General features: G+C 59.3%; 25 protein-coding genes and 1 riboswitch. Of the genes, 6 read left to right on the top strand and 19 right to left on the bottom strand.

Features of this window, described 5'->3' with window-relative positions; genetic code table 11:
• Positions 1-51 precede the first annotated feature (51 nt).
• From DTA24_RS14465 to DTA24_RS14445, 5 genes are read right to left on the bottom strand one after another with little or no spacing between them, the layout of a single operon-like run.
• Positions 52-687, bottom strand: coding sequence for an urea amidolyase associated protein UAAP2 (locus DTA24_RS14465; protein ID WP_008804848.1), 636 nt, complete (start codon positions 685-687; stop codon positions 52-54).
• A gap of 10 nt (positions 688-697) precedes the next feature.
• Positions 698-1,426, bottom strand: coding sequence for an urea amidolyase associated protein UAAP1 (locus tag DTA24_RS14460; protein ID WP_008804847.1), 729 nt, complete (start codon positions 1,424-1,426; stop codon positions 698-700).
• Between the two features lie 4 nt (positions 1,427-1,430).
• Positions 1,431-2,207, bottom strand: a complete 777-nt coding sequence (locus DTA24_RS14455) for an ABC transporter ATP-binding protein (protein ID WP_023297640.1) — start codon at positions 2,205-2,207, stop codon at positions 1,431-1,433.
• Complete coding sequence (locus tag DTA24_RS14450) at positions 2,204-3,019, bottom strand: ABC transporter permease (RefSeq protein WP_023297641.1); 816 nt, start codon at positions 3,017-3,019, stop codon at positions 2,204-2,206. Before DTA24_RS14450 ends, DTA24_RS14455 begins: the two co-directional genes overlap by 4 nt.
• A 24-nt stretch (positions 3,020-3,043) precedes the next feature.
• The gene (locus DTA24_RS14445; protein ID WP_008804844.1) at positions 3,044-4,102 is read right to left on the bottom strand and encodes a putative urea ABC transporter substrate-binding protein; all 1,059 of its coding nucleotides are present in this window, start codon (positions 4,100-4,102) and stop codon (positions 3,044-3,046) included.
• A 56-nt stretch (positions 4,103-4,158) separates the two neighbouring features.
• Positions 4,159-4,257: riboswitch (guanidine-I (ykkC/yxkD leader) on the bottom strand.
• Positions 4,258-4,703: 446 nt separating this feature from the next.
• Here DTA24_RS14445 and oxlT point away from each other — a divergent pair.
• The gene (gene oxlT, locus DTA24_RS14440; protein WP_123836909.1) at positions 4,704-6,002 is read left to right on the top strand and encodes an oxalate/formate MFS antiporter; all 1,299 of its coding nucleotides are present in this window, start codon (positions 4,704-4,706) and stop codon (positions 6,000-6,002) included.
• Positions 6,003-6,039: 37 nt separating this feature from the next.
• On the opposite strand, the gene DTA24_RS14435 is transcribed toward oxlT, so the two are convergent.
• From DTA24_RS14435 to DTA24_RS14415, 5 genes are read right to left on the bottom strand one after another with little or no spacing between them, the layout of a single operon-like run.
• Positions 6,040-6,618, bottom strand: a complete 579-nt coding sequence (locus DTA24_RS14435) for a GNAT family N-acetyltransferase (RefSeq protein WP_162708825.1) — start codon at positions 6,616-6,618, stop codon at positions 6,040-6,042.
• A gap of 30 nt (positions 6,619-6,648) precedes the next feature.
• Positions 6,649-6,777 carry a phosphoserine phosphatase gene (locus DTA24_RS14430; RefSeq protein WP_110198541.1) on the bottom strand — a complete coding sequence of 43 codons (129 nt, stop codon included), beginning with the start codon at positions 6,775-6,777 and terminating at the stop codon, positions 6,649-6,651.
• Positions 6,765-7,244, bottom strand: coding sequence for an Hcp family type VI secretion system effector (locus DTA24_RS14425; protein ID WP_032418948.1), 480 nt, complete (start codon positions 7,242-7,244; stop codon positions 6,765-6,767). Before DTA24_RS14425 ends, DTA24_RS14430 begins: the two co-directional genes overlap by 13 nt.
• Before the next feature lie 42 nt (positions 7,245-7,286).
• A complete protein-coding gene (locus DTA24_RS14420) occupies positions 7,287-7,475 on the bottom strand; it encodes a hypothetical protein (protein WP_032411087.1) in 189 nt (62 codons plus the stop codon).
• Positions 7,476-7,477: 2 nt separating this feature from the next.
• Positions 7,478-8,170, bottom strand: coding sequence for a hypothetical protein (locus DTA24_RS14415; protein WP_123836908.1), 693 nt, complete (start codon positions 8,168-8,170; stop codon positions 7,478-7,480).
• Positions 8,171-8,509: 339 nt separating this feature from the next.
• Here DTA24_RS14415 and DTA24_RS14410 point away from each other — a divergent pair, with 339 nt between their 5' ends.
• The gene (locus tag DTA24_RS14410; RefSeq protein ID WP_012968189.1) at positions 8,510-9,088 is read left to right on the top strand and encodes a TetR/AcrR family transcriptional regulator; all 579 of its coding nucleotides are present in this window, start codon (positions 8,510-8,512) and stop codon (positions 9,086-9,088) included.
• Here the strand turns inward: DTA24_RS14410 and DTA24_RS14405 are convergent.
• The gene (locus tag DTA24_RS14405; protein WP_012968188.1) at positions 9,064-10,164 is read right to left on the bottom strand and encodes an iron-containing redox enzyme family protein; all 1,101 of its coding nucleotides are present in this window, start codon (positions 10,162-10,164) and stop codon (positions 9,064-9,066) included. The genes DTA24_RS14410 and DTA24_RS14405 overlap by 25 nt on opposite strands.
• 203 nt (positions 10,165-10,367) lie before the next feature.
• Here DTA24_RS14405 and DTA24_RS14400 point away from each other — a divergent pair, with 203 nt between their 5' ends.
• Positions 10,368-11,282, top strand: a complete 915-nt coding sequence (locus DTA24_RS14400; protein WP_012968187.1) for a DMT family transporter — start codon at positions 10,368-10,370, stop codon at positions 11,280-11,282.
• 40 nt (positions 11,283-11,322) lie between these two features.
• Here the strand turns inward: DTA24_RS14400 and DTA24_RS14395 are convergent, their stop codons facing one another.
• Positions 11,323-12,555 (bottom strand): MFS transporter, encoded by a 1,233-nt coding sequence (locus tag DTA24_RS14395; RefSeq protein ID WP_012541690.1) that lies wholly within the window; start codon positions 12,553-12,555, stop codon positions 11,323-11,325.
• A 276-nt stretch (positions 12,556-12,831) separates the two neighbouring features.
• Here DTA24_RS14395 and DTA24_RS14390 point away from each other — a divergent pair, with 276 nt between their 5' ends.
• Together DTA24_RS14390 and DTA24_RS14385 are read left to right on the top strand one after the other, a co-directional pair.
• Positions 12,832-14,439 (top strand): FAD-NAD(P)-binding protein, encoded by a 1,608-nt coding sequence (locus DTA24_RS14390; RefSeq protein ID WP_023340169.1) that lies wholly within the window; start codon positions 12,832-12,834, stop codon positions 14,437-14,439.
• Between the two features lie 107 nt (positions 14,440-14,546).
• Entirely contained in the window at positions 14,547-15,647 is a 1,101-nt protein-coding gene (locus DTA24_RS14385; RefSeq protein ID WP_123836907.1) for an NADH:flavin oxidoreductase/NADH oxidase, read from the top strand.
• Between the two features lie 232 nt (positions 15,648-15,879).
• Here the strand turns inward: DTA24_RS14385 and DTA24_RS14380 are convergent, their stop codons facing one another.
• Positions 15,880-16,368, bottom strand: coding sequence for a hypothetical protein (locus DTA24_RS14380; protein ID WP_025712450.1), 489 nt, complete (start codon positions 16,366-16,368; stop codon positions 15,880-15,882).
• An 87-nt stretch (positions 16,369-16,455) separates the two neighbouring features.
• On the bottom strand, positions 16,456-17,361 hold the full coding sequence (locus tag DTA24_RS14375; RefSeq protein WP_162535966.1) for a LysR family transcriptional regulator: 906 nt from the start codon (positions 17,359-17,361) through the stop codon (positions 16,456-16,458).
• A gap of 174 nt (positions 17,362-17,535) precedes the next feature.
• On the opposite strand from DTA24_RS14375, the gene DTA24_RS14370 reads away from it, so the two are divergent.
• On the top strand, positions 17,536-18,513 hold the full coding sequence (locus DTA24_RS14370) for an NAD(P)H-dependent flavin oxidoreductase (RefSeq protein WP_008804833.1): 978 nt from the start codon (positions 17,536-17,538) through the stop codon (positions 18,511-18,513).
• 32 nt (positions 18,514-18,545) lie between these two features.
• Here DTA24_RS14370 and hpxK read toward each other — a convergent pair whose 3' ends face one another.
• Genes hpxK through DTA24_RS14345 form a run of 5 tightly spaced genes read right to left on the bottom strand, consistent with a single transcriptional unit; the run spans position 18,546 to position 23,098 of the window.
• Positions 18,546-19,805, bottom strand: coding sequence for an allantoate amidohydrolase (gene hpxK, locus DTA24_RS14365; RefSeq protein WP_008804832.1), 1,260 nt, complete (start codon positions 19,803-19,805; stop codon positions 18,546-18,548).
• Complete coding sequence (locus DTA24_RS14360; RefSeq protein ID WP_008804831.1) at positions 19,802-21,043, bottom strand: pyridoxal-phosphate-dependent aminotransferase family protein; 1,242 nt, start codon at positions 21,041-21,043, stop codon at positions 19,802-19,804. The genes hpxK and DTA24_RS14360 overlap by 4 nt, the downstream gene beginning before the upstream one ends.
• 15 nt (positions 21,044-21,058) lie before the next feature.
• Positions 21,059-21,796: an amino acid ABC transporter ATP-binding protein gene (locus DTA24_RS14355; protein WP_004179947.1), complete on the bottom strand. Its 738-nt coding sequence runs from the start codon at positions 21,794-21,796 to the stop codon at positions 21,059-21,061.
• Positions 21,777-22,433, bottom strand: a complete 657-nt coding sequence (locus DTA24_RS14350) for an amino acid ABC transporter permease (RefSeq protein ID WP_004179948.1) — start codon at positions 22,431-22,433, stop codon at positions 21,777-21,779. Before DTA24_RS14350 ends, DTA24_RS14355 begins: the two co-directional genes overlap by 20 nt.
• Positions 22,433-23,098: an amino acid ABC transporter permease gene (locus DTA24_RS14345; RefSeq protein ID WP_004176117.1), complete on the bottom strand. Its 666-nt coding sequence runs from the start codon at positions 23,096-23,098 to the stop codon at positions 22,433-22,435. Before DTA24_RS14345 ends, DTA24_RS14350 begins: the two co-directional genes overlap by 1 nt.
• Between the last annotated feature and the right edge of the window lie 9 nt (positions 23,099-23,107).

Raw genomic sequence — 23,107 nt, 5'->3', positions numbered from 1 at the left:
CGCGAACGGCGAACAGCCGAAAGGCCAGCAAACGCCAGCGCTGCCAGCGGGTCAGTTCCATACCAGCACCTCGGCGGGGGTCGGGTTCCAGCCATTGCAGGGATTGTTGAGCTGCGGGCAGTTGGAGATCAGCACCATGGCGTTACACTCCGCGCGCAGTTCAACGTATTTTCCCGCCGCCGAGATGCCATCCGCAAAGGTCAGACCGCCCTCCGGCGTTACCGGCACGTTCATAAAGAAGTTAATGTTGGCGCCGATATCGCGCTTATGCAGGCGGCCATCGTGCAGACAGGCGCAGAGAAAATTGTCCCGGCAGCTGTGCATATAGCGCTTGTCGAGAGCGTAGCGCACGGTGTTGCTCTCCTGGGCGCAAGCGCCGCCGAGGGTATCGTGCCGTCCGCAGGTATCAGCCACGATGGTCATCAGCGGATGGCCGAGGTTGGAATAGAGCACGCTGCCGGCGGTCAGGTAGGCGTTCCCCTGGCGACGCAACGTGCGCTGCGCATCGTAGCGCTCGCGCGGGTTGTCGGCGTTGTAAAACAGGGTATCAATCGCCTGATTGCCTTCGAGATCGAGCAGGCGCAGGGTTTGCCCTTTTTTAACCTCAAACAGCCAGGGTTCCCCGGCCGGGATCACATGGCGATAGACGGCCTCTTCCGGGCGTCGGTTACTGGTGATAACGGTCATGAACGCCTCCTTACAGGGCAAAAAGTTGGGTATTACGGAACGCGCGCTGATTCTCATCGCGGGTCAGGAGCGCCTGGATGGCCGCGTCCTCATCGTCGGCCTGATACCAGCTCAACTGCACCGGACGGGGGGCATATTCTGTGGCCGGATCCTGGGGATGCGGCAGCGCGGTGAGCACCAGCAGGACGTCCATCGGGGCAAACAGCTCAACGTAATCCCCGGCGCGACTGTTGCCGGCAACAAACTGGAAACGGCCCTCGTCATCGACGGTGACTTTGCTGAAGAAGTTGACCACCATCAGCAGATCTTCCAGGCCGAGATCCCATTTACCCATCTCCACCAGCAGGTTATCGACGCCGTTGCGGTAGAAGCCATTACGTAATTCCTGGTAGCGTCCGGCGCCATATTTGTCGTGTGTCTCTTCGGCGTTAAGGACCCCGCCGAACGGATCGTGCCAGCCGCAGCTGTCGGCGACGATCCCGGCCAGCACCCGGCCCATGTCGGAGTAGAAACAGTGTCCGGCGGTCAGGCGCGCGGTATGCTGGCCCTTGAGGGTATCCGGCAGGTTCAGGCGCTCACTTTTCTCATGGGGGTTGAGCATCATCATGCTGACGTTCGCCCCGCCGTCGATATCAGTCAGGCGCAGGATCTGCCCTTTGCGCAAAATCAGCGAGGTATGCGCCCCGCCGGGAAGCCGCTCTTCGCGCAGGCTGGGAGTGGCGTGAAAAAGTACGGTCATCAATTTATCTCCTTAATGCGTAAACGTTGGTGTCACTACCGGTGGCCAGCTGCGCCATCCGCGCCTCATTGAGCGGGATATCGTAGGTAATGCGCGCTCCCCAGGCGTTAGGCGCCTGCGGATCGATGCGCACTTTGTCGAACACCAGCAGCCGGGTGCCCAGGTTGAAGCCTTCGGCCAGATCGTGGGTGACCATAAACACCGTCATGCGCGTTTCGCTCCACAGCTGGAGCAGCAGCGCATGCATATCTTTGCGAATGCCGGGATCCAGCGCGCCGAAGGGCTCATCGAGCAGCAGCACCCGCGGCTGCATCACGAACGCCTGGGCGATGGCCAGCCGCTGTTGCATCCCCCCGGACAACTGCGCCGGATATTTATCCAGAGCGTGCCCCAGCCCCACTTTCTCCAGCATGTGCTGGGCCTGTTGCCGGGCCTCGCGTTTTCTGCCGCCAAACAGGCGCCCCAGCAGCGGAGACGCCGGCAGCTCCAGGCCGATGGCGACGTTATCCAGCACGTTGAGATGCGGAAACACCGAATAGCGCTGGAAGACCACGCCGCGGCTGCGATCCGGCTCCGCCGCCAGCGGCTGGCCATCGAGCAGGATGTCGCCACGGGTCGGTTTTTCCTGACCGAGCAGCAGGCGTAAAAAGGTCGATTTACCACAACCGGACGCGCCGACCATCGAGCAAAACTCGCCCTCTTTCACCTGCAGATTGATGCGCTCCAGCACCACGTGTTCGCCGTACTCCTGCCAGATGTTTTTGATGTCGATAAAACTCATCCCCGGCCTCCTTCCGCCCACGGGAAACAGGCTTTGTGCAGCTGGCGCAGCGCCAGATCCATCAGCCATGCCAGCAAGGTGATCCAGATGACATAGGGAATAATCACGTCCATCGCCATATAGCGCCGCACCAGGAAAATGCGGTACCCCAGCCCGGCGGTAGCGGAGATGGCCTCGGCGGAGATCAAGAACAGCCATGCCGAGCCCAGCAGCAGGCGCAGAGAGGTGATCAGCCGCGACAGCAGCTGGGGAAGCACTACCCGCAGCACCAGGGTCCAGCTATTGGCGCCGAGGGTCTGCGCCTTAATAAACAGCTCCGCTGGGATCTCCTTCGCCCGCTGCTCCAGGTCGCGCGCCAGCATTGGCGTAATGCCGATGACGATCAGCATCACTTTCGACAGCTCATCGAGGCCGAAGACGATAAACAGCACCGGCAGGATCGCCAGCGGCGGGATCATTGACACCACCGTCAACAGCGGCGACAGCGCCGCGCGGTACATCGGGAAGACGCCGGCGGCGATGCCGATACCGAGGCCGATCAGCGACGAGACGGCCAGGCCCGTCAACAGACGGCTCAGGCTGATCAGCGTATCGGCCCACAGCAGATACTCACCGCTGCGTTTGTCCGGGGTGAACGCCATCCGGTCAATGGCTGCCACCATCTGCGACAGGCCTGGCAGCAACTTGTCCTGCGGATTGGCTTCCAGCCGCACCGCCGATCCAATAAACCAGGCGGCGATCAGCACGACAAAAGGCAGCAGCATCAGCGTCAGGCGCATCCCCTTTTGGGGATAACGGTTAATGTGGCGCATGGCGTGGTCTCCCGGCGATAATCATTACAGCTGGCCCGCGGCGGCCAGCTTCAGGTAGCTGTCGTCAAAGCGCAGTTTACGGTTGGCGGCATCGCCGAGGGTGACATTTCCCGGGAAGGTCATACCGATAAAGTCCGCGCTCTGCGCCCCTTCACCCAGCAGGCCTTTATCGAACGAGAACTGCGCCACTCGCTGCATCGTTTTCGCCAGATCCGGCGAGGAGATAAACGCCAGGGTGTCGGCAGGGGTCCAGAACAGATGGGTTGTTTTCAGCTGTGCCTGGTAGCCGGCAAGATCGGTGCCGGAGTCGGCGGCCATGGCGCTCAACGCCTGGCTATCCCCGGCCTTCATTTTGGCCATCATTTCAAACCAGGCGCCGGTCAGGGCTTTGCCCAGCGCGGGGTTATCTTTCAGGGTCTGGGTATTCACCACCATCATGTCGATAAGCTCGCCCGGCACCTGTGAGGAGCTAAACACTTCGCTGGTTTGTGGGGTCTTTTTGATAACCGACAGCTGTGGATTCCAGGCCACCGCCGCCCGCACGCCGCTGGTGCCGAAGGCCGAGACGATATCGGCATCGGAGGTATTCACCACCTTGACGTCTTTTTCCTGCAGCCCGGCTTTTTCCAGGCCGCGCACCAGCAGATAGTGGGATACCGACAGCTCCGGGAGATACACCGACATCCCTTTCAGGTCGCTGAGCTTTTTATCCGCCCCTTTCAGGACCACCCCGTCGTTACCGTCGGAGTAGCTGCCGGTGATCAGCGCTGTGCTGTCGACACCGCCCGCCGCCGGGATCGTCAACGCGTCCATGTTGGTCATCGTGCAGCCGTCAAACTGGCCGGCGGTGTACTGGTTGATGGATTCGATGTAATCGTTGAGCTGGACGATATTGATCTTGATGCCGTATTTGCTGGCCCATTTATCAATGATCTTTTCGTTACTGATGGTTCCCCAGGGCATCCAGCCGGCGTAGATGGTCCAGCAGACGTTGAACTCTTTTTTGACGGCGGCAAACGACGGGACGCTGGTCAGCAGCGTCAGCGACAGGACAAGTGAGCGGAGGAGCGGCGATGTTTTCATGGTGGACCTCTGGTTAGCACGAGAAACGGAGCAGCGCGACACCCAACGGTGCTGCTGTCTCCCGGGCTTTTATCCCGCCGTGTAACCTCGCCGAGGTCGCCAGCTCTCGGACCAGACGTTCACCGCGGTGAACCGGAACCCTAGCCAGCTATTGTGTGATCTGAATTGTCTGTTGCGCTGCTTTCTGCCGATGTTCTTGCAAGCGCCATGCCAGGAGCCAGAGGCCGCTCACAGCCGCGTTTCGCCGCCAGCGGACGCATCGATTCCCAAAAATGGGGAGTGATGTTGGGGCATTGCATGGCTTTGGTGCAGGAAAACGCAGAGCGCATGCGCCGACATTCTGTGGATTTGCCACGAACGTTTCCCACGCACTGCGATGACCCATTTGCACCGCCTCAGTGCCGCTCCTTCACCATGTCGCATCCCGTCAGTTACCACCTGATTACATTAACCTGCTGAATATAAATGATTATTTTATATGGCACGTTTAATGCTGTGCGCTTGTATACCGCGATGTGGACAAGATCGTATGCCGTATGGCCACAACACGTCGTCACTCTGCGGTCGCCACCTTCCCCTTTCCGTGAGGCATCCAGGGTGGATGCGTTTCACGGAAGCCTGCTTACTGAAAACGGAGAACAACATGACGACACTCAGCGAACCGTTGGTTACCCCGAAATATGGCAAATGGCGCCAGCTGGTGCTGGGCTTGATCTGTATGGCCGCCATTTCCAGTCCGCAATATGTCTGGACGCTGCTGACAAAACCTCTGGCCGCCAAGCTTGGCGTGGGTTTGCCAGAATTGCAGGTCACCTTCTCGCTGCTGATCATCCTGCAGACCTTCTTTTCCCCTTTTCAGGGGCGGTTAGTGGAAAAGTTTGGCCCACGGCGGCTGATCGCTATTGGCACGGTGATGGCGGGAATGAGCTGGGTGCTTTCCGCGCAGGTGAATGGCCTGGCAACGCTCTGGCTGGTTTATGGCTGCATGGGCGGCCTCGGGACCGGGATCGTCTACATCGGCGTTGTCGGCCTGATGGTCAAATGGTTCCCACAGCAGCGGGGATTTGCCGCCGGCGCGGTGGCGGCGGGCTACGGGATGGGGGCCATCATAACCACCTTCCCCATCTCCCTGTCGCTGACCACTAACGGCCTTGAACACACGATGACGACTTTCGGGATCCTTTTCGCCCTCGTCGGCTTCCTCGCCAGTCAGGGGCTGAAGCTGCCGCCGCCCGCTGTCTCCCAGCCCGTCAGTCAGACGGTGGCGCAGAGCAGCAGATCGTTTACTTCCCGGGAAATGTTGCGCCAGCCGCTGTTCTGGCTGATGTTCGCCATGATGGCGATGATGTCGACTTCCGGGCTGATGGTCACTTCGCAGATGGCGGTGTTCGCCGAGGATTTCGGCATTAGCCAGGCGGTGGTGTTTGGCATGGCGGCGCTGCCGCTGGCGTTAACGATAGACCGCTTTACTAACGGCTTAACCCGGCCGCTGTTTGGCTTTATTTCCGACCGCTTCGGCCGCGAGCAAACCATGTTTATCGCCTTTGCGCTGGAAGGCGTGGCGATGATGCTCTGGCTGGCGTGCCGGGAAGATCCGCTGCTGTTTGTCCTGCTCTCCGGGGTGGTGTTCTTTGGCTGGGGGGAGATCTTCTCTCTCTTCCCGTCGACACTCACCGATACGTTCGGCAGCGAGCATGCCGCCACCAACTATGGCTGGCTGTATATTTCTCAGGGCATCGGGTCAATCTTCGGCGGCCCGCTGGCGGCACTGCTCTATCAGTACTCCCACGGCTGGCATGTAGTCTTCAGCTGCGCGATTGGCCTTGATTTTGTCACCGCCGCCCTCGCGCTGTGGGTGCTAAAACCGTGGCGCGCGCGCTTTATCCGCCAGCACAGCTAACTGCAGCGCTGACAGAAGTGACGGCTCGCCCGTCACTTCACGGATATTCGCTGCGCAGCAGCGCGTACAGGTACTCATCGCCCCACTCGCCTTTAAAAAAGATATTCTGCCGGTAATGCGCCTCGCGACGAAAGCCCAGCCCTTCAAGGAGTTTGATCGCGCCGGAATTGCGGGTATCAACCACCGCCATCAGCCGGTGATGGGCTAACTGTTCAAAGAGTAAGGCCATCACCGCCCGCATGGCTTCCCGGGCATACCCCTGATGCTGATATGTCGGGGAAAAGGTCATTCCCAGCTCGGCCTGTCTGCCCTGATCGAAAAAGTGGATCCCCACATCTCCCGCCAGCGCACCGTTGGCCTGGATCTCTACGGCAAGCTGGAACCAGCTCTCATCCTCAGCAAAGGCCAGCGAATGCTGTTGTTCATAGAAGGCTGTCGCCTCTGTCATGCCGTAGTGGGTCCAGCTCTGAAAGCGGGCCACCTCCGGCAGATTGCGATAATGGCTGAAAGACGGCAGATCTTCCGTTCTGAACCGGCGCAGCAGCAGCCGGGGCGTGGTCAGGGGTAATATCATCTCTTCTCTTCTTCTTAATGAGACAGGCAATCGCGGGGCCATCTTAACCTGCGCAGCCTGACGCTGCCAGGCTCATGGCGGAGCCTCATCCCAGCGATAGATTTTAGTGGTGGCCAGCGCCAGCATGGCGAAATCTTCCGGCGTATCGCCGTAGGCGAAGATCTCCTCGTAATCGGCCAGCTGGGAGTTCAGGCGCAACACCGATCATTCCATGAGTCACGATAGATAATATTCCCTTCGGTATACTTCCAGGTGATCGCCTCATAACGCAATTCGAGTGTTTCGAGATGGGTACTACTCATCCCACCCGGAGAAAGAAATGGTGCAACCGTGGTAAATTTGACGTTTTCCAGAATGATATTGAAATATTCGGCTTCGATACCTGTTTCCAGAATGCGGTACATCTTGATTGTCGCCTTCTTCATGGTTCGGCCTTCGCAGACGGCTCTGTACAAGAGCGGTGTTGTTTGATCGAACTCCTTTACGATCGTTACAGGTTGATGGATCCGCGTACCGGTTAGTTTTCCCCAGTTTGGATCTACCGGAATAGTTACCCCATGAGAAAAGGATTTTAACTCGATAGAACCCAGGCGCAGTGGCATCAAACAACTGCCGAGAATTGGGGAACCATTTTCATCTTCCAGCCATAAATGTGCGGGTGTAGACATATTATTTCCTTATAAATTTAATATAAAGTTAAGTTTTCAATATCAAAATTTTACAAATCGATAAAACATTACAATTACAAATACGAAAAACAGGGGAACAAGCCAGAGAGGCGTCTCTGGAAAAAAGAGCCCTTGTGCCATGGCGAAGAGGATTGTCAATACAGCAGGGCCATAATATGAAATTAACGATCTGAATATTCTTCGCAGCAATCTTTTAATAAGATTCATCATAGCTATCGGATCATCCTGGTAATGATGTCTGCAATACCCTCATTCGATGCCTGTTGTACTGTAAACGCCTCAGATTTTAGAAACAATGGTTCTATCAGAAAGTACATCATTTCCAGCTCATGTGCGTAAAGTACCGAATAATACGCAGGTTCGGAAACGCAAAGACGATGCGCACTCTCTGCTGCTTTCTGCACAATACCATATATTCCGATAGCGCCTACCACTCCCCCTGCCCGGCGTCCAGCCAATGCACTAAGTTCAAGATTGAGGTTTATACCTGTAGCGACAAATGAGGCTGTTGCCAAAGCAAATCCAGCGTTGGTCAGTGAGCTTGCTGCAATATGAATGTTAACAGCCATAAGTATTCGCTTTATACGCTCCAGTTCCTCTGAAGTTTTGTCTTTGAATATTTTTTCAAAATATAGTTTGAGCATATCGTATGCAATATTTCCATGTTTAAGGAGATAAATCACACCGTTTTTAAATCGTATGTCTTCGGTTTTTTGTTGCAGGCACACATCTTGGTACTCATCGGTAAAACAGGACGAATAATAAAGCGTACGCTTTGCACCTGCGCCTATGGTTTCAATTTGATTTGCTACGGCCTTTTCTGCACCCGCTACGGCATGTTTGAGTTTTAACGCAAGAATATTGTTAGCCTGTAAATAACGGACAATTTCATTCTTGTAGTACATAACCATTCCTTGTTAATTATTTATTTTTCCAGGTGTTGTCGTCGCTCTTCATGAGCAAGCCCTGAGTCAATCGCTGGCTATGAAAGAGGGTATTTCTTGGCCAGAATACTGATTATTAACGCGACTCCTCCGTACTTATGCAAAGCGATTTATCGCAGACAAGTATGGTGACTTGTGCATGTCTACGCAATCTTGTTTTATTGAGGGAACCGACGCCGCATAAACCGCGGCTGATTTACTTTTTGCCCGTCTGGCGGCAAGATCCGGCATAATGCACCGCTGTCGCAAGACGGCCGTGTCACCGGCAGTCGTGACAGCGAACATTCGACAGGAAAACGCATGAAGCCAAAACAAGCGGACATTCTCCGCCACGCCAGCGCACTGTTTAATCGCGAAGGATATCAGTCGCCCAGCATCGAGCGGATTGCTGAACATGCCGGCATCTCCAAAATGACATTTTACCGCTATTACGCCGATAAAGAGGCGCTCATTCTGGCTATCCTCAAGCAGAAAGAGAGCGAATTTATGCAGGATTTGGCGCAGATCACGGCGGATAAAGCCACCGCGCGGGAAAAGCTGTTTGCCGTGTTCGACTACTACCATCGCTGGTTTACCTGCGACACGTTCCACGGCTGCATGTTTACCCGCGCGCTGTTTGAATATGGCGCGTCATCGCCGGCGATCCGGGAGCAGTGCTCCCGATTCAAGTCGCTTCTCTGGCAGTTCTTCCGCGATATCCTCCTGCAGGTGTTAAAACCGGAACCTGCCGAGCGGGTCGCCATGATGATGGTGATGCTCATCGATGGCGCTATCGCCGCTCAGCAGGCCGAGTCCGTCGAATGCCGGGAGATCCCACCGGGGATCACCGCCTGGAGCGCAGCCAAAGCGCTTATTTACTCAGAAGGCGGAACGCTGTGAGATAATGCGCTGCCGTCCAGCGACTGCAGGGCCGCCAGCAGGCAATCATAGTAATCGTTGCAGGTTTGCAGGCGCAGCGTGGCGCCAAAGTAGACCTCCTCCATCGCCGCCGGATGTTTTTTGCCAATCGGCACAATTACATTGTTCAGCCAGCCGTCCGCATGACCGATATCGACGGTGATATGTTCGGCATAGTAATGCACGTCGCGATCGGAAAGCCCAATCCGCCGGCAGCCCGCCACCAGTTTTTCATACTGCGGTGGGTCGAGCAGCTCGGTCATCGCCATGACCCCCAGCGATTTGTAATAATGCTGACGGTTTACGCCGCCCAGCATAAAGGCGTTATACCCGGCCAGACCCTGCCACTCGTACAAATGGGCAAAATGATTGTCCGGCAACGCGATATTCCGCCGCTTCAGTAAATCCTTATACAGATTGACGTGGGTGATCTCAGTGCTGCCCTGACCTATCTCATCCCACAGATTTTGCGCAATCTCGGCGCGGGTTTCCGGCAGCGAACCCACCAACCCCATCGCCACAAGATCGAAGAACAGCAGATTCAGCGCGCTGTCGCTTTTGAAGAAATAGTCGATCTGCGCCGCGGAGGCCTCGCTGGCAAGGAAATCGAACAGCGGATGATGAGACGCCGGGTGCTGCTGGCATAAGGCGCGCAGTTCGTCGACGATATTGCCGGCGTTAAGCACCGGTCTCTGGCGGTGGAAACGTTTGCTTTCCGCCCGCAGCCACTCAGACTCAATGTAGTTTCTGATCCCGGAGAGTAGCGGATGAAACTGATTAGCTGCCGCTGGCGAGAGCGGGTCGGCAAGCCAGGACTGATAGAGGATGAACAACGCATGGTGAGCGCGCTTTTTGGCCTGTGGATCGTCAGCGGAGAAGGCGCGGATGCAGGTATTCTCAGTCAGATGCCAGGCTCTGTCGGCCACCAGCGGGTTGGCCGTCAGCTTCAGCGACAGCGCGTTGCTGTGCAGAAGCTGGTCAATTAACTCATCCAGTGCCAGCCTGGCCATCACCGCGGTCTGGTCACTACCAATGACCCCATTTTCTGTGTTACGCATGGATTTGTCCCTGTTAAATGCATGGCAAATATACGGTATAGTACCGTTCGCAACGCGGCAACGAAAATTTAGGAATAACAAATATCATATTGTAAAATAACTACTTTTAATAAATAAAACAAAAGACCACTATAAAAATATTGATATTATAAAATTATTAAAGTTACCATCTAGTACAGTGATAAGCGACGCAAGGAATCAGCATGCCCTATCTGTTACTGACGCTGGCCGCCCTGTTCTGGGGGGGAAATTACGTGGTCGGTCACGTGCTGGTTCAGGGCGTGGATCCGATCCTGATGACCGAAGCGCGATGGGCGTTGACGGCGCTGCTGCTGGGCCTGCTCTACCGCCGGCAGATCGCCGCCAGCCGCCACCTGCTGCGGGAAAACGCGCCGGCGGTGCTGGTGCTAACGCTCTGTGGCCAGGTCAGCTTCCCGCTCACGCTCTATATTGGCCTGCAAACCACCTCCGCCCTCAACGCCGCCATCTATATGTCCGCCACGCCAAGCATGGTGCTGCTGATTAACCGGCTGATTTTTCGTGACCCGGTATCGGCCCGCAACTGGCTGGGGGTCATCTTCAGCACCCTTGGCGTGATGATCCTGTTATTCCAGGGGAACCCACTGCATGCCACCTCGCTGCATACCTTTTCCGTCGGCGATCTGTGGGCCATGGGGTCGGCGCTGAGCTGGGCGCTCTACTGCTCGCTATTACGTCTGAAGGACCGCCGGATCCCGGCGAATGGCTTTGTCGCCGTCAGCTCGCTGCTCGGCGCCCTGATCCTGCTGCCCATCGTCATCTTCTGGCTGATGCGCCACCCGGCGCAGGACTGGGCCGCCTGGCGCGAGCCGTTTTTCCTCAGCGGCCTGGCGTATCTGGTGATTTTCCCGTCGTGGCTGGCCTATCTGTTCTGGAACAAAGGTATCGCCGCGATTGGCGCCACCCGGGGAGAAATTTACACCCATATCATCCCGCTCTCCGGCGGGGTGTTGAGCATCCTCTTCCTGCATACCCAGCCGCATGCCTGGCATCTGTTCAGCGCCCTGTTTATCATGGTGGGGATTGGGATCTGCTCGCTGGAGAAACGGCAGGCGGCGGCAATTCGTCTGCGCGGCTAACGTACGCTGCCGGGCGCCTGACGACGCCCGGCAGCAGAAGTTAACGGCTGGTGGAGAGCGGCTGGCGATGTCCCGCTCCTGCGGGCTGGATCACCCGTCCCTCGCGACCAAAGAAGGTCAGGACGGTAATGACAATCGCCACCGTACCGGCCACCAGGGCCATCGCCAGACCGTAGTTATGCCCATGATGCTGGGCGATTGACGCCTGGAGAGTGGCATTCACCGAAGCCAGCAGATTACCCAGCTGATAGACGAAGCCAGGCAGCACCGCCCGGGTGTTGGCCGGGACCAGTTCATTGAGCCAGGTGGGGATCACTCCCCAGGCCCCCTGCACCATAAACTGCATCAGAAACGCCCCCGCCCCCAGCGCCAGCGAGCCGCTGGCGAAAGCCCACAGCGGGATGACCGGCAGCGCCAGCAGGGCGGCGATCATAATCGCTTTGCGTCGGCCAATTTTTTCCGACAGCGAACCGAAGAACACGCCACCCATAATCGAGGCGATGTTGTAGCAGACGGCGATGATGCTGACCGTTTTAGGCTCGAAGCCGTGCTGGACTTTCAAAAAGACCGGGTAGAGATCCTGCGTCCCGTGGGAGAAAAAGTTAAAGGCCGCCATCAGCACCACCAGGTACAGACACAGCTTCCAGTGACTACGCAGTACCGGCAGCAGCGCCGTGCTCGCTTTACTTTGCCGGGCCGCCAGCCAAACCGGGGACTCCTCGACGCAGAAATAGATAAACGGCAGCAGCAGCACCGGCGCGGCGCCAATCACAAACATCCCGCGCCAGCCGAGTTGTTCAAACAGCAGGCCGTAGGCGACGGCCGCCAGCAAATAGCCGAAGGGATATCCCGCCTGGAACAGACCGGACATCAGACCGCGCGAGCGGTCGGGGATCGTCTCCATCGCCAGCGACGAGGCCACGCCCCAGATCCCGCCCATCGCCACGCCATACAGCACCCGCAGCAGAAAAAACAGCAGCAACGACGGCGCGGCGGCGGAGAGCAGCTCAAAAGCGGAGAAGAAGACGATATTCAGCATCAGAATGGGTTTGCGGCCATACTTTTCCGCTGCCCTGCCGAAAATCAGCGCGCCTATCGGCCGCACGGCCAGGGTAAGCAGAATCGCCAGAGTGACCTCTTCAAGGTCGACGTGAAACGAGTGGGCGATATCGCTCAGTAAAAAGACCAACAGAAAGAAATCGAAAGCATCGAGCGTCCAGCTTAAAAAACTGGCAATCGCCGCGTTGCGCTGTCGTGAAGTCCAGCCATGCATCTTGTCATCCCTATCCCGACGGGGTTGCCGGGAGCTTGCGCGGCGTCCGGCAGAGCAAGCTGGTGTCACCGCTTATGTAAATTGTTTGTATAGAAAGTTGCTCTTTTGTTAATTACACCCTTTTTCCGGCCGTCGGCAAGTTTATTAGCCTGCTAATTTGTTTCAAATTGCGTGTAACGGCCCACCGGATCGGCAATTTTCGACCAGAATTAAAGACAGGCTGGCGTCAATGAACCGCTGTCCATGCCGCATCCGCCCACAGGAAGGGAGAGAATCATGAAGAGAGTTGCCATCGTCGGCGTGGGGCCGACGGGGATTTACACGTTCTATGAACTGGTGAAGCGTGGTGAGCCGCTGGCGATCACCCTGTTTGAAAAAGAGGCGCAGGCCGGGGTGGGTATGCCCTACAGCGATGATAATACGGCGGCGCAAATGCTGGCCAACATCGCCAGCATTGAGATCCCCCCTATCGACCTGACCTATCTGCAATGGCTGCAGCAGCACAGCGACGCCTGGCTGGCGGCGCGCGGCCTCGAGCGGCACACGCTGCATGAGCGCCAGTTCCTGCCGCGAGTGATCCTCGGCGAGTACTATCGCGACCGTTTTCTGTATCTCACAGAGCGGGCCCGGGACGCCGGCTTCATCGTTAGCGTTTGTGAATCCTGTGAAGTGACGGATATTGCCGTCCAGCCCGCCGGGATCGCCATCCACACTGATAGCGCGGCAGAACCGGTTATCGTCGACCTGGTGGCGATTGCCACCGGCCATCTGTGGCCTGAGGAAGAGCGCGCCAGTCGACAGTATTTCCCCAGTCCGTGGACCGGACTGATGGACGCCCGGATCGCGCCCTGCCGGGTCGGGATCCTCGGGACCTCTTTAAGCGCCATTGATGCCGCCATCGCCGTGGTGGCCCAGCATGGTGTTTTCCATACTGAGAACGACAAAACGACCCATTTTACCCTCCATCCTGGCAGCGAGGCGCTGGAGATCACCCTGCTGTCGCGCAATGGGGTGCTCCCGGAAGCCGATTTTTACTGTCCGATCCCATGGGAGCCGCTGGAGATCGCCACCCCTGCCGCCCTTGAGGCTGCCGTCGCGCAGGGCAGTGACGGGCTACTGGATCGGGTATTCGAGCTGGTCGTGCAGGAGCTGGAATATGCCGCCCCAGCCTGGTGCGAGGCGACGGGGCTGCGCCAGCTAACGCCTGACAGCATCGCCGAGGCCTGGTTTGCCGACCGTCTCACCCATGACCCGTTCCAGTGGGCGCAACGCAATCTGCAGGAGGTGGAGCGCAATAAGCGCGAACACCACACGGTGCCCTGGCGCTATGCCATTCTCCGCCTGCACGAGGCGATTGAAAGCGTGGTGCCGGAACTCAACGACGAGGACAGCCGCCGCTTCCGGCGGGGGCTTGCCCGGGTGTTTATCGATAACTATGCCGCCATCCCGCCGGAATCCATTCGCCGGCTGCTGGCCCTGCACCAGGCCGGTATTCTGCGTATTGTGGCGCTCGGCGAGGATTATGACCTGCAGCGCGAGTCTCACCGAACGCTGATTGTCCATCATCAGCAGCGCTGTGAATTCGATGTGTTTATCGATGCCCGCGGGCAACAAGCGTTGAAAACCCGGGACCTGCCCTTCCCATCGCTGCGCCAGCAGCTGCTGGCCTGCGGCGACGACATTCCGGACGTCGGCGATGACTACACGCTGCAGGCGCCCGAGACGCTGCGCGGCCGGGTCGCTTTCGGCGCCCTTCCCTGGCTGATGCACGATCGTCCCTTTGTGCAGGGGCTGACGGCCAGCGCCGAGATTGGCAGCGCGATGGCCCGTGCCGTGTCGCAGCAGGCGACGGGCCGCCGGCGCCGCCTGTGGTTTATCGAATAGCGGGCTGCTTAAACGCAATATCCGAATAAAGAAGGGCAAACAGGCGTGCTATAAACAGTGACTGTTCGCCCCCATGCAAGACCCTGTCTAACTTTTACGAGGTACTCATGAGCCATCTTTTTAGCGCGACGCGTATTGGTCAGCTGGCGCTGGATAACCGCATCGTTATTGCTCCCATGTGTCAGTACTCTGCCGACGAGGGTAAAGCCACCTCCTGGCACCGGATCCATCTTGGTCAGCTGGCTTTCTCCGGCGCTGGCCTGTTAATTCTGGAAGCCACGGCGGTAGAACCAGCGGGACGTATCTCGCCGGGGGATCTGGGTTTGTGGGATGATGAAACCGAAAACGCGCTGCGCGCGGTGGTAGAGGATATTCGGGCCTGGTCGCCGATCCGCCTGGGGATCCAGCTGGGGCACGCCGGACGCAAAGCCTCCTGCGCGGCCCCGTGGCAGGGTGGTCATCAGCTGGCCCTTAATGAGGGTGGCTGGCAAACCGTTGCCCCCTCCGCCGTGGCGTTTCACGATGGCGACCGCGCCCCCACCGAGCTGAGCCTTGCCGATATGGCGCGCATCAAAGCGGCGTTTGTCGCCAGCGCGTTGCGCGCCCAGCGTCTGGGCTTTGAGCTGATTGAACTGCACGCCGCCCACGGCTATCTGCTGCACCAGTTTCTCTCGCCGCTCAGCAATCAGCGCCGTGATGAGTACGGCGGTTCTCTGGAAAACCGTCTGCGCTATCCGCTGGAAGTGTTTAACGCGATCCGCGAGGCGGTGGGCAACACCATGGCGGTGGGCGTCAGGCTGTCGGCTACCGACTGGGTCGAAGGCGGCTGGGACTGCGAGCAGTCCATTCAGTTTAGCCAGCAGCTGGAAGCGCTGGGCAGCGACTATATTCACGTCTCCAGCGGCGGATTGTCGCCGCAGCAGTCGATCACCGTCGGACCGGGTTATCAGTTGCCATTCGCCCACGACATTCGCCAGCAGGTTGCTATCCCGGTGATTGGCGTGGGGCTGATCACCGATCCGCAGCAGGCGGAAGCGGCGCTGGAGGATGGCGATGCCGACCTGATCGCCCTCGCCCGCGCGGTACTCTACGATCCGCACTGGCCGTGGCACGCTGCCGCCAGCCTCGGCGCCCAGGTTCGCGTCCCTTCGCAGTACCTGCGCTCCGAGCCACACGGCCTGAAAGGCACCCTGCTGCCAAACCGTTGAACCCGCAGCGCGCATAAAAAAGGGGTATCGTAAGATACCCCTGAGCAGGATGCTATTGCGGTCCACGTGCCGGGCGACGACGGCGCCTTGCCCGGCTTACACAAGGGTGATGCCCGGTCATTGCGCAGCCAACCCACCCCCTGCGTAGGCCCGCGCAAGCGCAGCGCCGCCGGGCAATCTATCAGGCTCCGCTCCCTATATTTCCTAGCGCGGGTCAGGCAAACAGCGCAGGTTACTGCTGGGCGGGCGGTGGCGTGGTGTTCTGTTTGTCCGCCGCGATACTGTCCTGGATGGCCTTGGTTTTGCTCGCCGCCTCCGCCGAGAGCTGATTGGCGTCGCCGATGGCATTGTCTTTGATTTGACCCGCCTCTTTGACTATGCGGTCACTTTCCTGCTTTGCGTTCTGCTTCACGGCATCGGCCTGGGCTTTCGCCTGCTGGGCGATGGCATCCGCTTTCTTGTCCGCCTCCGCCTTGATGGCGCTGGCCTGATCCTTCAGGCGGTCGGCCTCGGCGTCAGCCTGGCTTTTCAGCGTATCGATTTGCTTATCCGCATCCTGTTTAATCGCCTGCGCTTTGTCCGCCGCGGCATCCTTCATCTGCTCCGCATTATCTTTGGCCTTATCCAGTTTGTTATCCACTTTCGACGCATCGTCGCAGCCAAACAGGGTCAGACACAGAGCGGAAGCAAGTAGTGTTTTATTCCAGAGTTTCATCAGCATTCCCTTACAGGTTAAGTCGTTATCCAGCTTTGTGATTCATTGCTTAATAGCATTCACATTTTATATATAATCGCTCAGTCGGCAGAGTCAAGCCGACACCGATCGATCCAGCGTCGCTACCAGCCCCTGCAACCAGTCGGCAAAGACCCGCACCTTATGCGACAGATGCCGGTGCGGATAGAGTAGCGACAACGGTCGACGCGGCGCCGGAAAGTCCGGCAAAATTTCCACCAGTTGCCCGCTGTCGATATAAGGTTGCAAAAAGAAACGCATCCCCTGCAGCATCCCCAGCCCCGCCAGCCCGGCGGCAGTAAAGACTTCAGAGTTGTCCAGCACCAGTTTACCGGGAATGGCGATCTGCCTGATGCCCTCCGGGGTCTGGAATCGCCAGGGCATAATCTGCCGGCTGCTGCTGTTCACCCAGTTCACCGCCAGATGCGACTGCAGGTCCTCCAGCGTCGCGGGCGCCCCATAGCGCGCCAGATAGCCCGGACTGGCGCAGGTGGTTAACGCCACCTCCCCCAGCGAACGCGCCACATAGTCGCCATCCTCAAGATCCCCCACCCGCAGCAGGCAATCCAGACCATCGCGCAGCATATCCCGGCGTACGTCGGAGCTGCTGAGGACAACCTCCACCTCCGGATGAGCCTGATAAAAATCCGGCAGATGCGGGATCACCAGCAGCCGGGCAAAGGCGATCGGCATATCAACGCGCAGCTGACCGCGGATCGGTCGGTCCGGCGCGAACGACTCCAGCAGATCGTCGGCCTGGGAGAGCAACGGTTTGCTGCGGCGATAAAACTCTTCCCCCTCCGGCGTAAGATACAGACGCCGGGTGGTGCGCTGCAGCAGCCGGACCCCGCTCTCCTGCTCCAGCTGCTGCAGCGCTTTGGTCACCGCCGGTCGGTGGATCTGCAAATTTTCCGCCGCCTGGGCAAAGCTGCCGGCATCGACGATTTCAATAAAAATTTTAATATTTTCAAACAGATTCATTTGCATGATGGCCCGCCTCCCACCTCTTCATTAGTTCACATTATTACTAATTTAATAATAGTGATGAAAGTTTTTGCTCATTTTTTAAAACAATAAAGACGCCTACACTGCCCTCATTGCCGCATCGCTGGAGCGAAGAAATTTATAACTTATTAACATACAAGGAAAAATATCATGCAATCCAACCGCGTCGCCCGCATTCTGGGTATTGAAAAACCGGTGGTCCAGGGGCCGCTCTCCTGGCTAACCGATGCTCGTCTGGTGGCGGCCGTCGGCAACGCCGGTGGGCTTGGCGTGCTGGGCCCGAACGCCGGACTGACGGCGGCAACCGCCGTTTCCACCCCGGAGGCCACCGCCGAGAAAATGCGCGAAGAGATCCGCAAAACCAAACAGCTGACGGAGAAACCCTTTGGCGTCAACCTGATCCCGACGGCGGAAAATGACATCTGGACGCCGGCGATCCTGCCGGTGATCAAAGAGGAAGGCGTTAAGGTGGTGGTCTACACCGGCTACGGCGATGGTTCGTTAAAACCGGCGCTGTTCGACGAACTGAAAGCCGCCGGGATCACCATTATCTATCGTGACATCAACCCGACGCCGGAGAACAGCCGCCGCGCGGAGCAGGCCGGAGCGGATATTATTGTCGCCACCGGCTTTGACGAAGGCGGCACGCTGCCGGGTACCGCCCTCGGGACCTTCACCATCGTCCCGCTGATCGTTGACGCGGTACAGCGGGTTCCGGTGATGGCCGCCGGGGGGATCACCGACGCCCGGGGCGCGCGCGCCGTCCACGCCCTCGGTGCGGAAGGCGTCTTCGCCGGCTCGGTATTTATCAGCACCATCGAAAGCCGGGTTCCCGACTCGGTGAAAGCGAAAATTGTGGCCGCCAACGGTCTGGATCTGCGCCTGTTCCGTACCCTGCCGGACTACTATCGCGCGCTGCCCGGCAAACTGAGCGACACACTGGTGGCCATGGATCGTGCCGGCGCCTCAAAAGCCGAGCTGGCCCAGGCGATGGGCGGTCTGCGCGGGATGCGGCTGGGCATGCTGGAGGGGAATACTGATGAAGGGTATATCTCGGTGGGCGCGGGGATCGGCAACATCCATGCCATCACCTCTGTCGCCGAGGTGGTCAACCAGCTGGCGGTGTGAAGCCGCCAGCCGGGGCTCGGCAACCGGCGCGATCAGGCGTCGGCCACCTTCTCTACCGCCCGGGAGAAAGCGTCGATAGCCAGTCCGACGTCGGCGGCGGTGACCGACTCCGCCGGGTGATGGCTGACGCCCCCCCGGCAACGCACAAACAGCATGGCCGATGGCCAGCGCTCGGCGATGGCGATGGCGTCATGCCCTGCGCCGCTCGGCAGCGTCAGCGAACGCCCCTGCACCGCCGCTACCGCCTCGCCCAGCACCGCCTGCAGGTGACTGTCGCAGGCGGTGGCGGCGATGCGATAATACTCCTCGGCGGCGAAACGCAGCTGGCGACGCCCGGCAATGGCCTGCGCCTCGCCCAGCAGCTCATCCAGCAGCGCCGTCAGCGGCGCATCCTGCGGGCCGCGAATATCCAGCGTCAACTGCACCTCGCCCGGTATCACGTTCACCGCGCCCGGCGCACAGCGCAGGGTGCCGACCGTCGCCACCAGGTTACCGCCGCGCTGCCGGGTCAGGTTTTCCACCTGCACCATCCATTCCGCCGCCGCGGCGAGGGCGTCCTTGCGGTGGAGCATCGGCACCGTGCCGGCATGGCCAGCTTCGCCGGTAAAGCGGCAGTTCAGCCGTCGGGCGCCGTTAATCGCCTCCACCACGCCGAGCGCCAGCCCCGCCTGCTCCAGGCACGGCCCCTGCTCGATATGCAGCTCCAGATAGGCGGCGATATCCCGCGGGAGACGGGCCGCATCGCCGATCCGCGCCGGATCGAGTCCGGCATTCACCAGCGCCTGGGCGACGCTCACGCCGTCGGTATCGCACTGTGACAGCCAGCTTTCAGGCCAGGTGCCGGTGACGCCGCGGCTGCCGAGCAGGGTGATGCCAAAGCGGGTGCCCTCTTCATCGCCAAAGCCGACGATCTCGATTGCCTTTGCCAGCCGTCGCCCCTGCTGGTGCAGACGCTGGACCACCTCAATCGCCGCCAGCACGCCGAGCATGCCGTCGTAGCGTCCGGCGTTGCGCACGGTGTCAAGATGAGAACCCAGCAGCACCGCCGGCGCCCCCTCCTGTTGTCCTTCATAGCGTCCGCAGATGTTGCCGACGCTGTCCTGCCACACCATCATGCCGGCAGCCTGCATCCACTGGCCCACCAACTGGTTGGCCTGCAGATGCTCGGGCGACAGATAGACCCGGGTCAGGGCATCGGCGGTTTCGCTGAGGGTGGCCAGCCGATCGGCACGCGCCATCACCCGGCTGGCAGCCGCTTCTCTCTCCGCCTGCTGGCGGGCGGTATCACTCATAGGGTGGCCTCGGTGCGGTAGTGATCCCAGGCCGCCTGCATCGCCGCGCCCTGAGTGGTGGTGAACTTGAGGTAGTTCAGGACCGCTTCCAGCGCGCTGAGCGTCTGCATCACGCAGTCTTTACGCGCGTTATAGCCCATGGTGCCAATGCGCCAGACTTTACCGTGCAGCGGACCAAACGAGGTGCCAATTTCAATGCCGAAATCTTCCAGCATCAGTTTGCGTACCTGATCGCCGTTGACCCCGTTGGGGATCACCACCCCCAGCACGTTATTCATTTTGTGCCGCAGGTCGCCAAAGGTCTCGAGCCCCATCGCCTGGATGCCCTTCAGCAGCGCATCGCCGTGCAGTTTGTGGCGGGCGATGCCGTTGTCGAGTCCCTCCTGGAGGATCAGGCGCGCGCACTCCCGGGCGGCGAACAGCGCCGAGGTCGCTTCGGTATGGTGGTTAAGGCGCTCCGGCCCCCAGTAATCCATTACCATGCCGAGATCGAAATAGTTGGAGTAGATCATCTCGTCGACGCCATCGTGGTGGGCGTCGGTGCGGATCCCCTGCTCAATGCAACGACGGCGGCGGATGACCTCTTCCATCCGCGGGCTGAGGGTGATGGGCGAGGTGCCGGAAGGACCGCCCAGGCACTTCTGCATCCCGGCGGACACGGCGTCCAGCTGCCAGGCGTCGGTTTCCAGCGGGTTACCGCCGAGCGACGCGGTGGCGTCGGTATAGAACAGCACTTCGTGACGACGGCAAATCTCCCCCAGCTCCGCCAGCGGCTGCAGCATGGTGGTGGAAGTATCGCCCTGCACGGTGAGCAGCAGGCGCGGGCGCACGCGCTTGATCGCGTCCTCAACCTGATCCGGCGTAAAGACCTCGCCCCACGGCACCTCGATGGTGTGCACCTCTGCCCGGCAACGACGCGCGATCTCGCACAGCAGATGTCCAAACCGGCCGAACACCGGCACCAACACTTTGTCACCCGGACGGATCGCCGACACCAGAATCGCTTCGATCCCGGCGCGCGAGGTGCCGTCGACCAGCATCGTCCAGCGATTTTCGGTGCGAAACACACCGCGGTAGAGCGCCATGACTTCATTCATGTAGTGGGTCATCGCCGGATCGTACTGGCCAACCAGCTGGCTCGACATGGCGCGCAGCACGCGCGGGTCGGCATTGATCGGCCCCGGCCCCATCAGCAGGCGCTGCGGCGGGTTAATTTGCGAAAACTGAGTGATATCCATCTGCCATTCCTTACGTTAGTTAAGACCGCGCACCGAGGAGATAAACTGTTTCAGTTCGCTGGTCTGCGGACTGGCGAACAGCGTTTTGCTGTCGCCCTGCTCCCAGACGCGTCCCTGATGCATAAACACCACGCGGTCGCCCACTTCGCGGGCAAAATTCATTTCATGGGTGACGAGGATCAGCGTCATACCTTCCGCCGCCAGTTGCTCCAGCACCTTCAGCACTTCACCCACCAGTTCCGGGTCGAGTGCCGAGGTGATTTCGTCACAGAGTAAAACTTTCGGCGACATGGCCAGCGCCCGGGCAATGGCCACGCGCTGCTGTTGGCCGCCGGAGAGATTGGCCGGATAGTAATCCAGACGGTCGCCAAGACCGACCTTCTCCAGCATCCGCTGCGCCAGCTCCCGGCATTCGGCCTGGGACTTCTTCAGCACCCGCCGCGGGGCCAGCATGACGTTCTCCAGCGCCGTCATGTGCGGGAACAGGTTAAAATTCTGGAACACCATGCCGATAGAGCGGCTGATCTCCCGGGCCTGTGAATCGCGGTCGGTGATGGTCATGCCCCCGAGCTTGATACTGCCCTCCTGGTAGCCCTCCAGACCATTGATACAGCGCAGCAGGGTGCTTTTACCCGAGCCACTGCGGCCGATGATCGAGATCACTTCCCCCATGTCGATATCCAGATCGACGCCCTTCAACACATGGTTGTCGCCGTAGTACTTCTGCATCTGATTAATGGTGATGAGAGGCATTGAATTTGTTCTCCAGATAGCGGCTGTAGCGGGACAGCGGATAGCACAGAATGAAATAGCCCAGCGCCACCAGGGCAAACACTTTAAACGGCTGATAAGTGACGTTGGTCAGCATCGTCCCGGCCTTGGTCAGCTCCACAAAGCCGATAATCGATGCCAGCGCCGTGCCTTTGATCACCTGTACGGCAAAGCCCACCGTCGGCGCGATGGCAATGCGCAGCGCCTGCGGCGCCACCACCCGGTACAAGGTCTGGCCGAAGCTCAGCCCGAGACACCGCGAGGCCTCCCACTGGCCTTTGGGCAGCGCGCGAATGCTGCCGAACCAGATATCCAGCAGAAAGGCGCTGGTGTAAAGCGTCAGAGCGACCGAGGCGGCGGTCCACGCCGAGACGTCGATGCCGAACAGCGCCACGCCAAAGAATGCCAGAAACAGCTGCATCAGCAGCGGCGTGCCCTGAAACAGCTCGATGTAGCCGCGGATCAGCCGTTTCACCTGGCGTCCGCCGGTGAGGCGCAGCAGCAGTAACGGTAAGGTCACCAGCGCCCCGCCGGTGAACGCGACCAGCGACAGCAGCACCGTCCAGCGACCGGCCAGCAGCAGGTTGCGGATAATGTCCCAGTCAGTAAAAGTGGTCATCAGGCCTGTACCCCCAGCCATTTACGCCCCGCCGCCATCAGCAGCTGGCGCATCGCTATCGATAACGCTAAGTAGATCCCGGTGGTCACCAGATAGACCTCAAAGCTCAAAAATGTCCGCGACTGGATCAGGTTGGCGGCGAAGGTCAGCTCCTCATAGGAGACCTGCGACACCACTGACGAGCCGAGCATCACGATGATGCACTGGCTGACCAGCGCCGGGTAAATCCGCTGCAGCGCCGGGGGCAATACGACGCGAACGAAGGTTTGCGTCCGGCTAAGCCCGAGCACGCGACCGGCTTCCCACTGGCCCTTCGGCGTCACCTGAATACCGGCGCGGACGATCTCGGTGCTATAGGCGCCGAGGTTAACCACCATCGCCAGCAGCGCCGCTTCACCGGCGGTCATCTTCAGTCCAAGGTTCGGTAAACCAAAGACGATAAAAAAGAGCTGCACCACAAACGGCGTGTTGCGGATGATTTCCACATATCCGCCCCATACCCGGCTGAGCATTCCCGGGCGCCCGCTGCGGATCGCCGCCCCGAGGATGCCGATCGCCAGTCCGCCGATCGTCGCCAGCACCGTCAACTGCACCGTCACCCACAGGCCGGCCAGCAGCTCCGGCCAGTGCGGCCAGAGCTCAGAGAAATGAAGTTGCTCCGTCATCCCCAGACC

The organism is Klebsiella sp. P1CD1, from assembly GCF_003790505.1.
GTDB classification, from domain to species: domain Bacteria; phylum Pseudomonadota; class Gammaproteobacteria; order Enterobacterales; family Enterobacteriaceae; genus Klebsiella; species Klebsiella variicola.
This window is presented reverse-complemented; position numbering and strand designations above follow the sequence as displayed.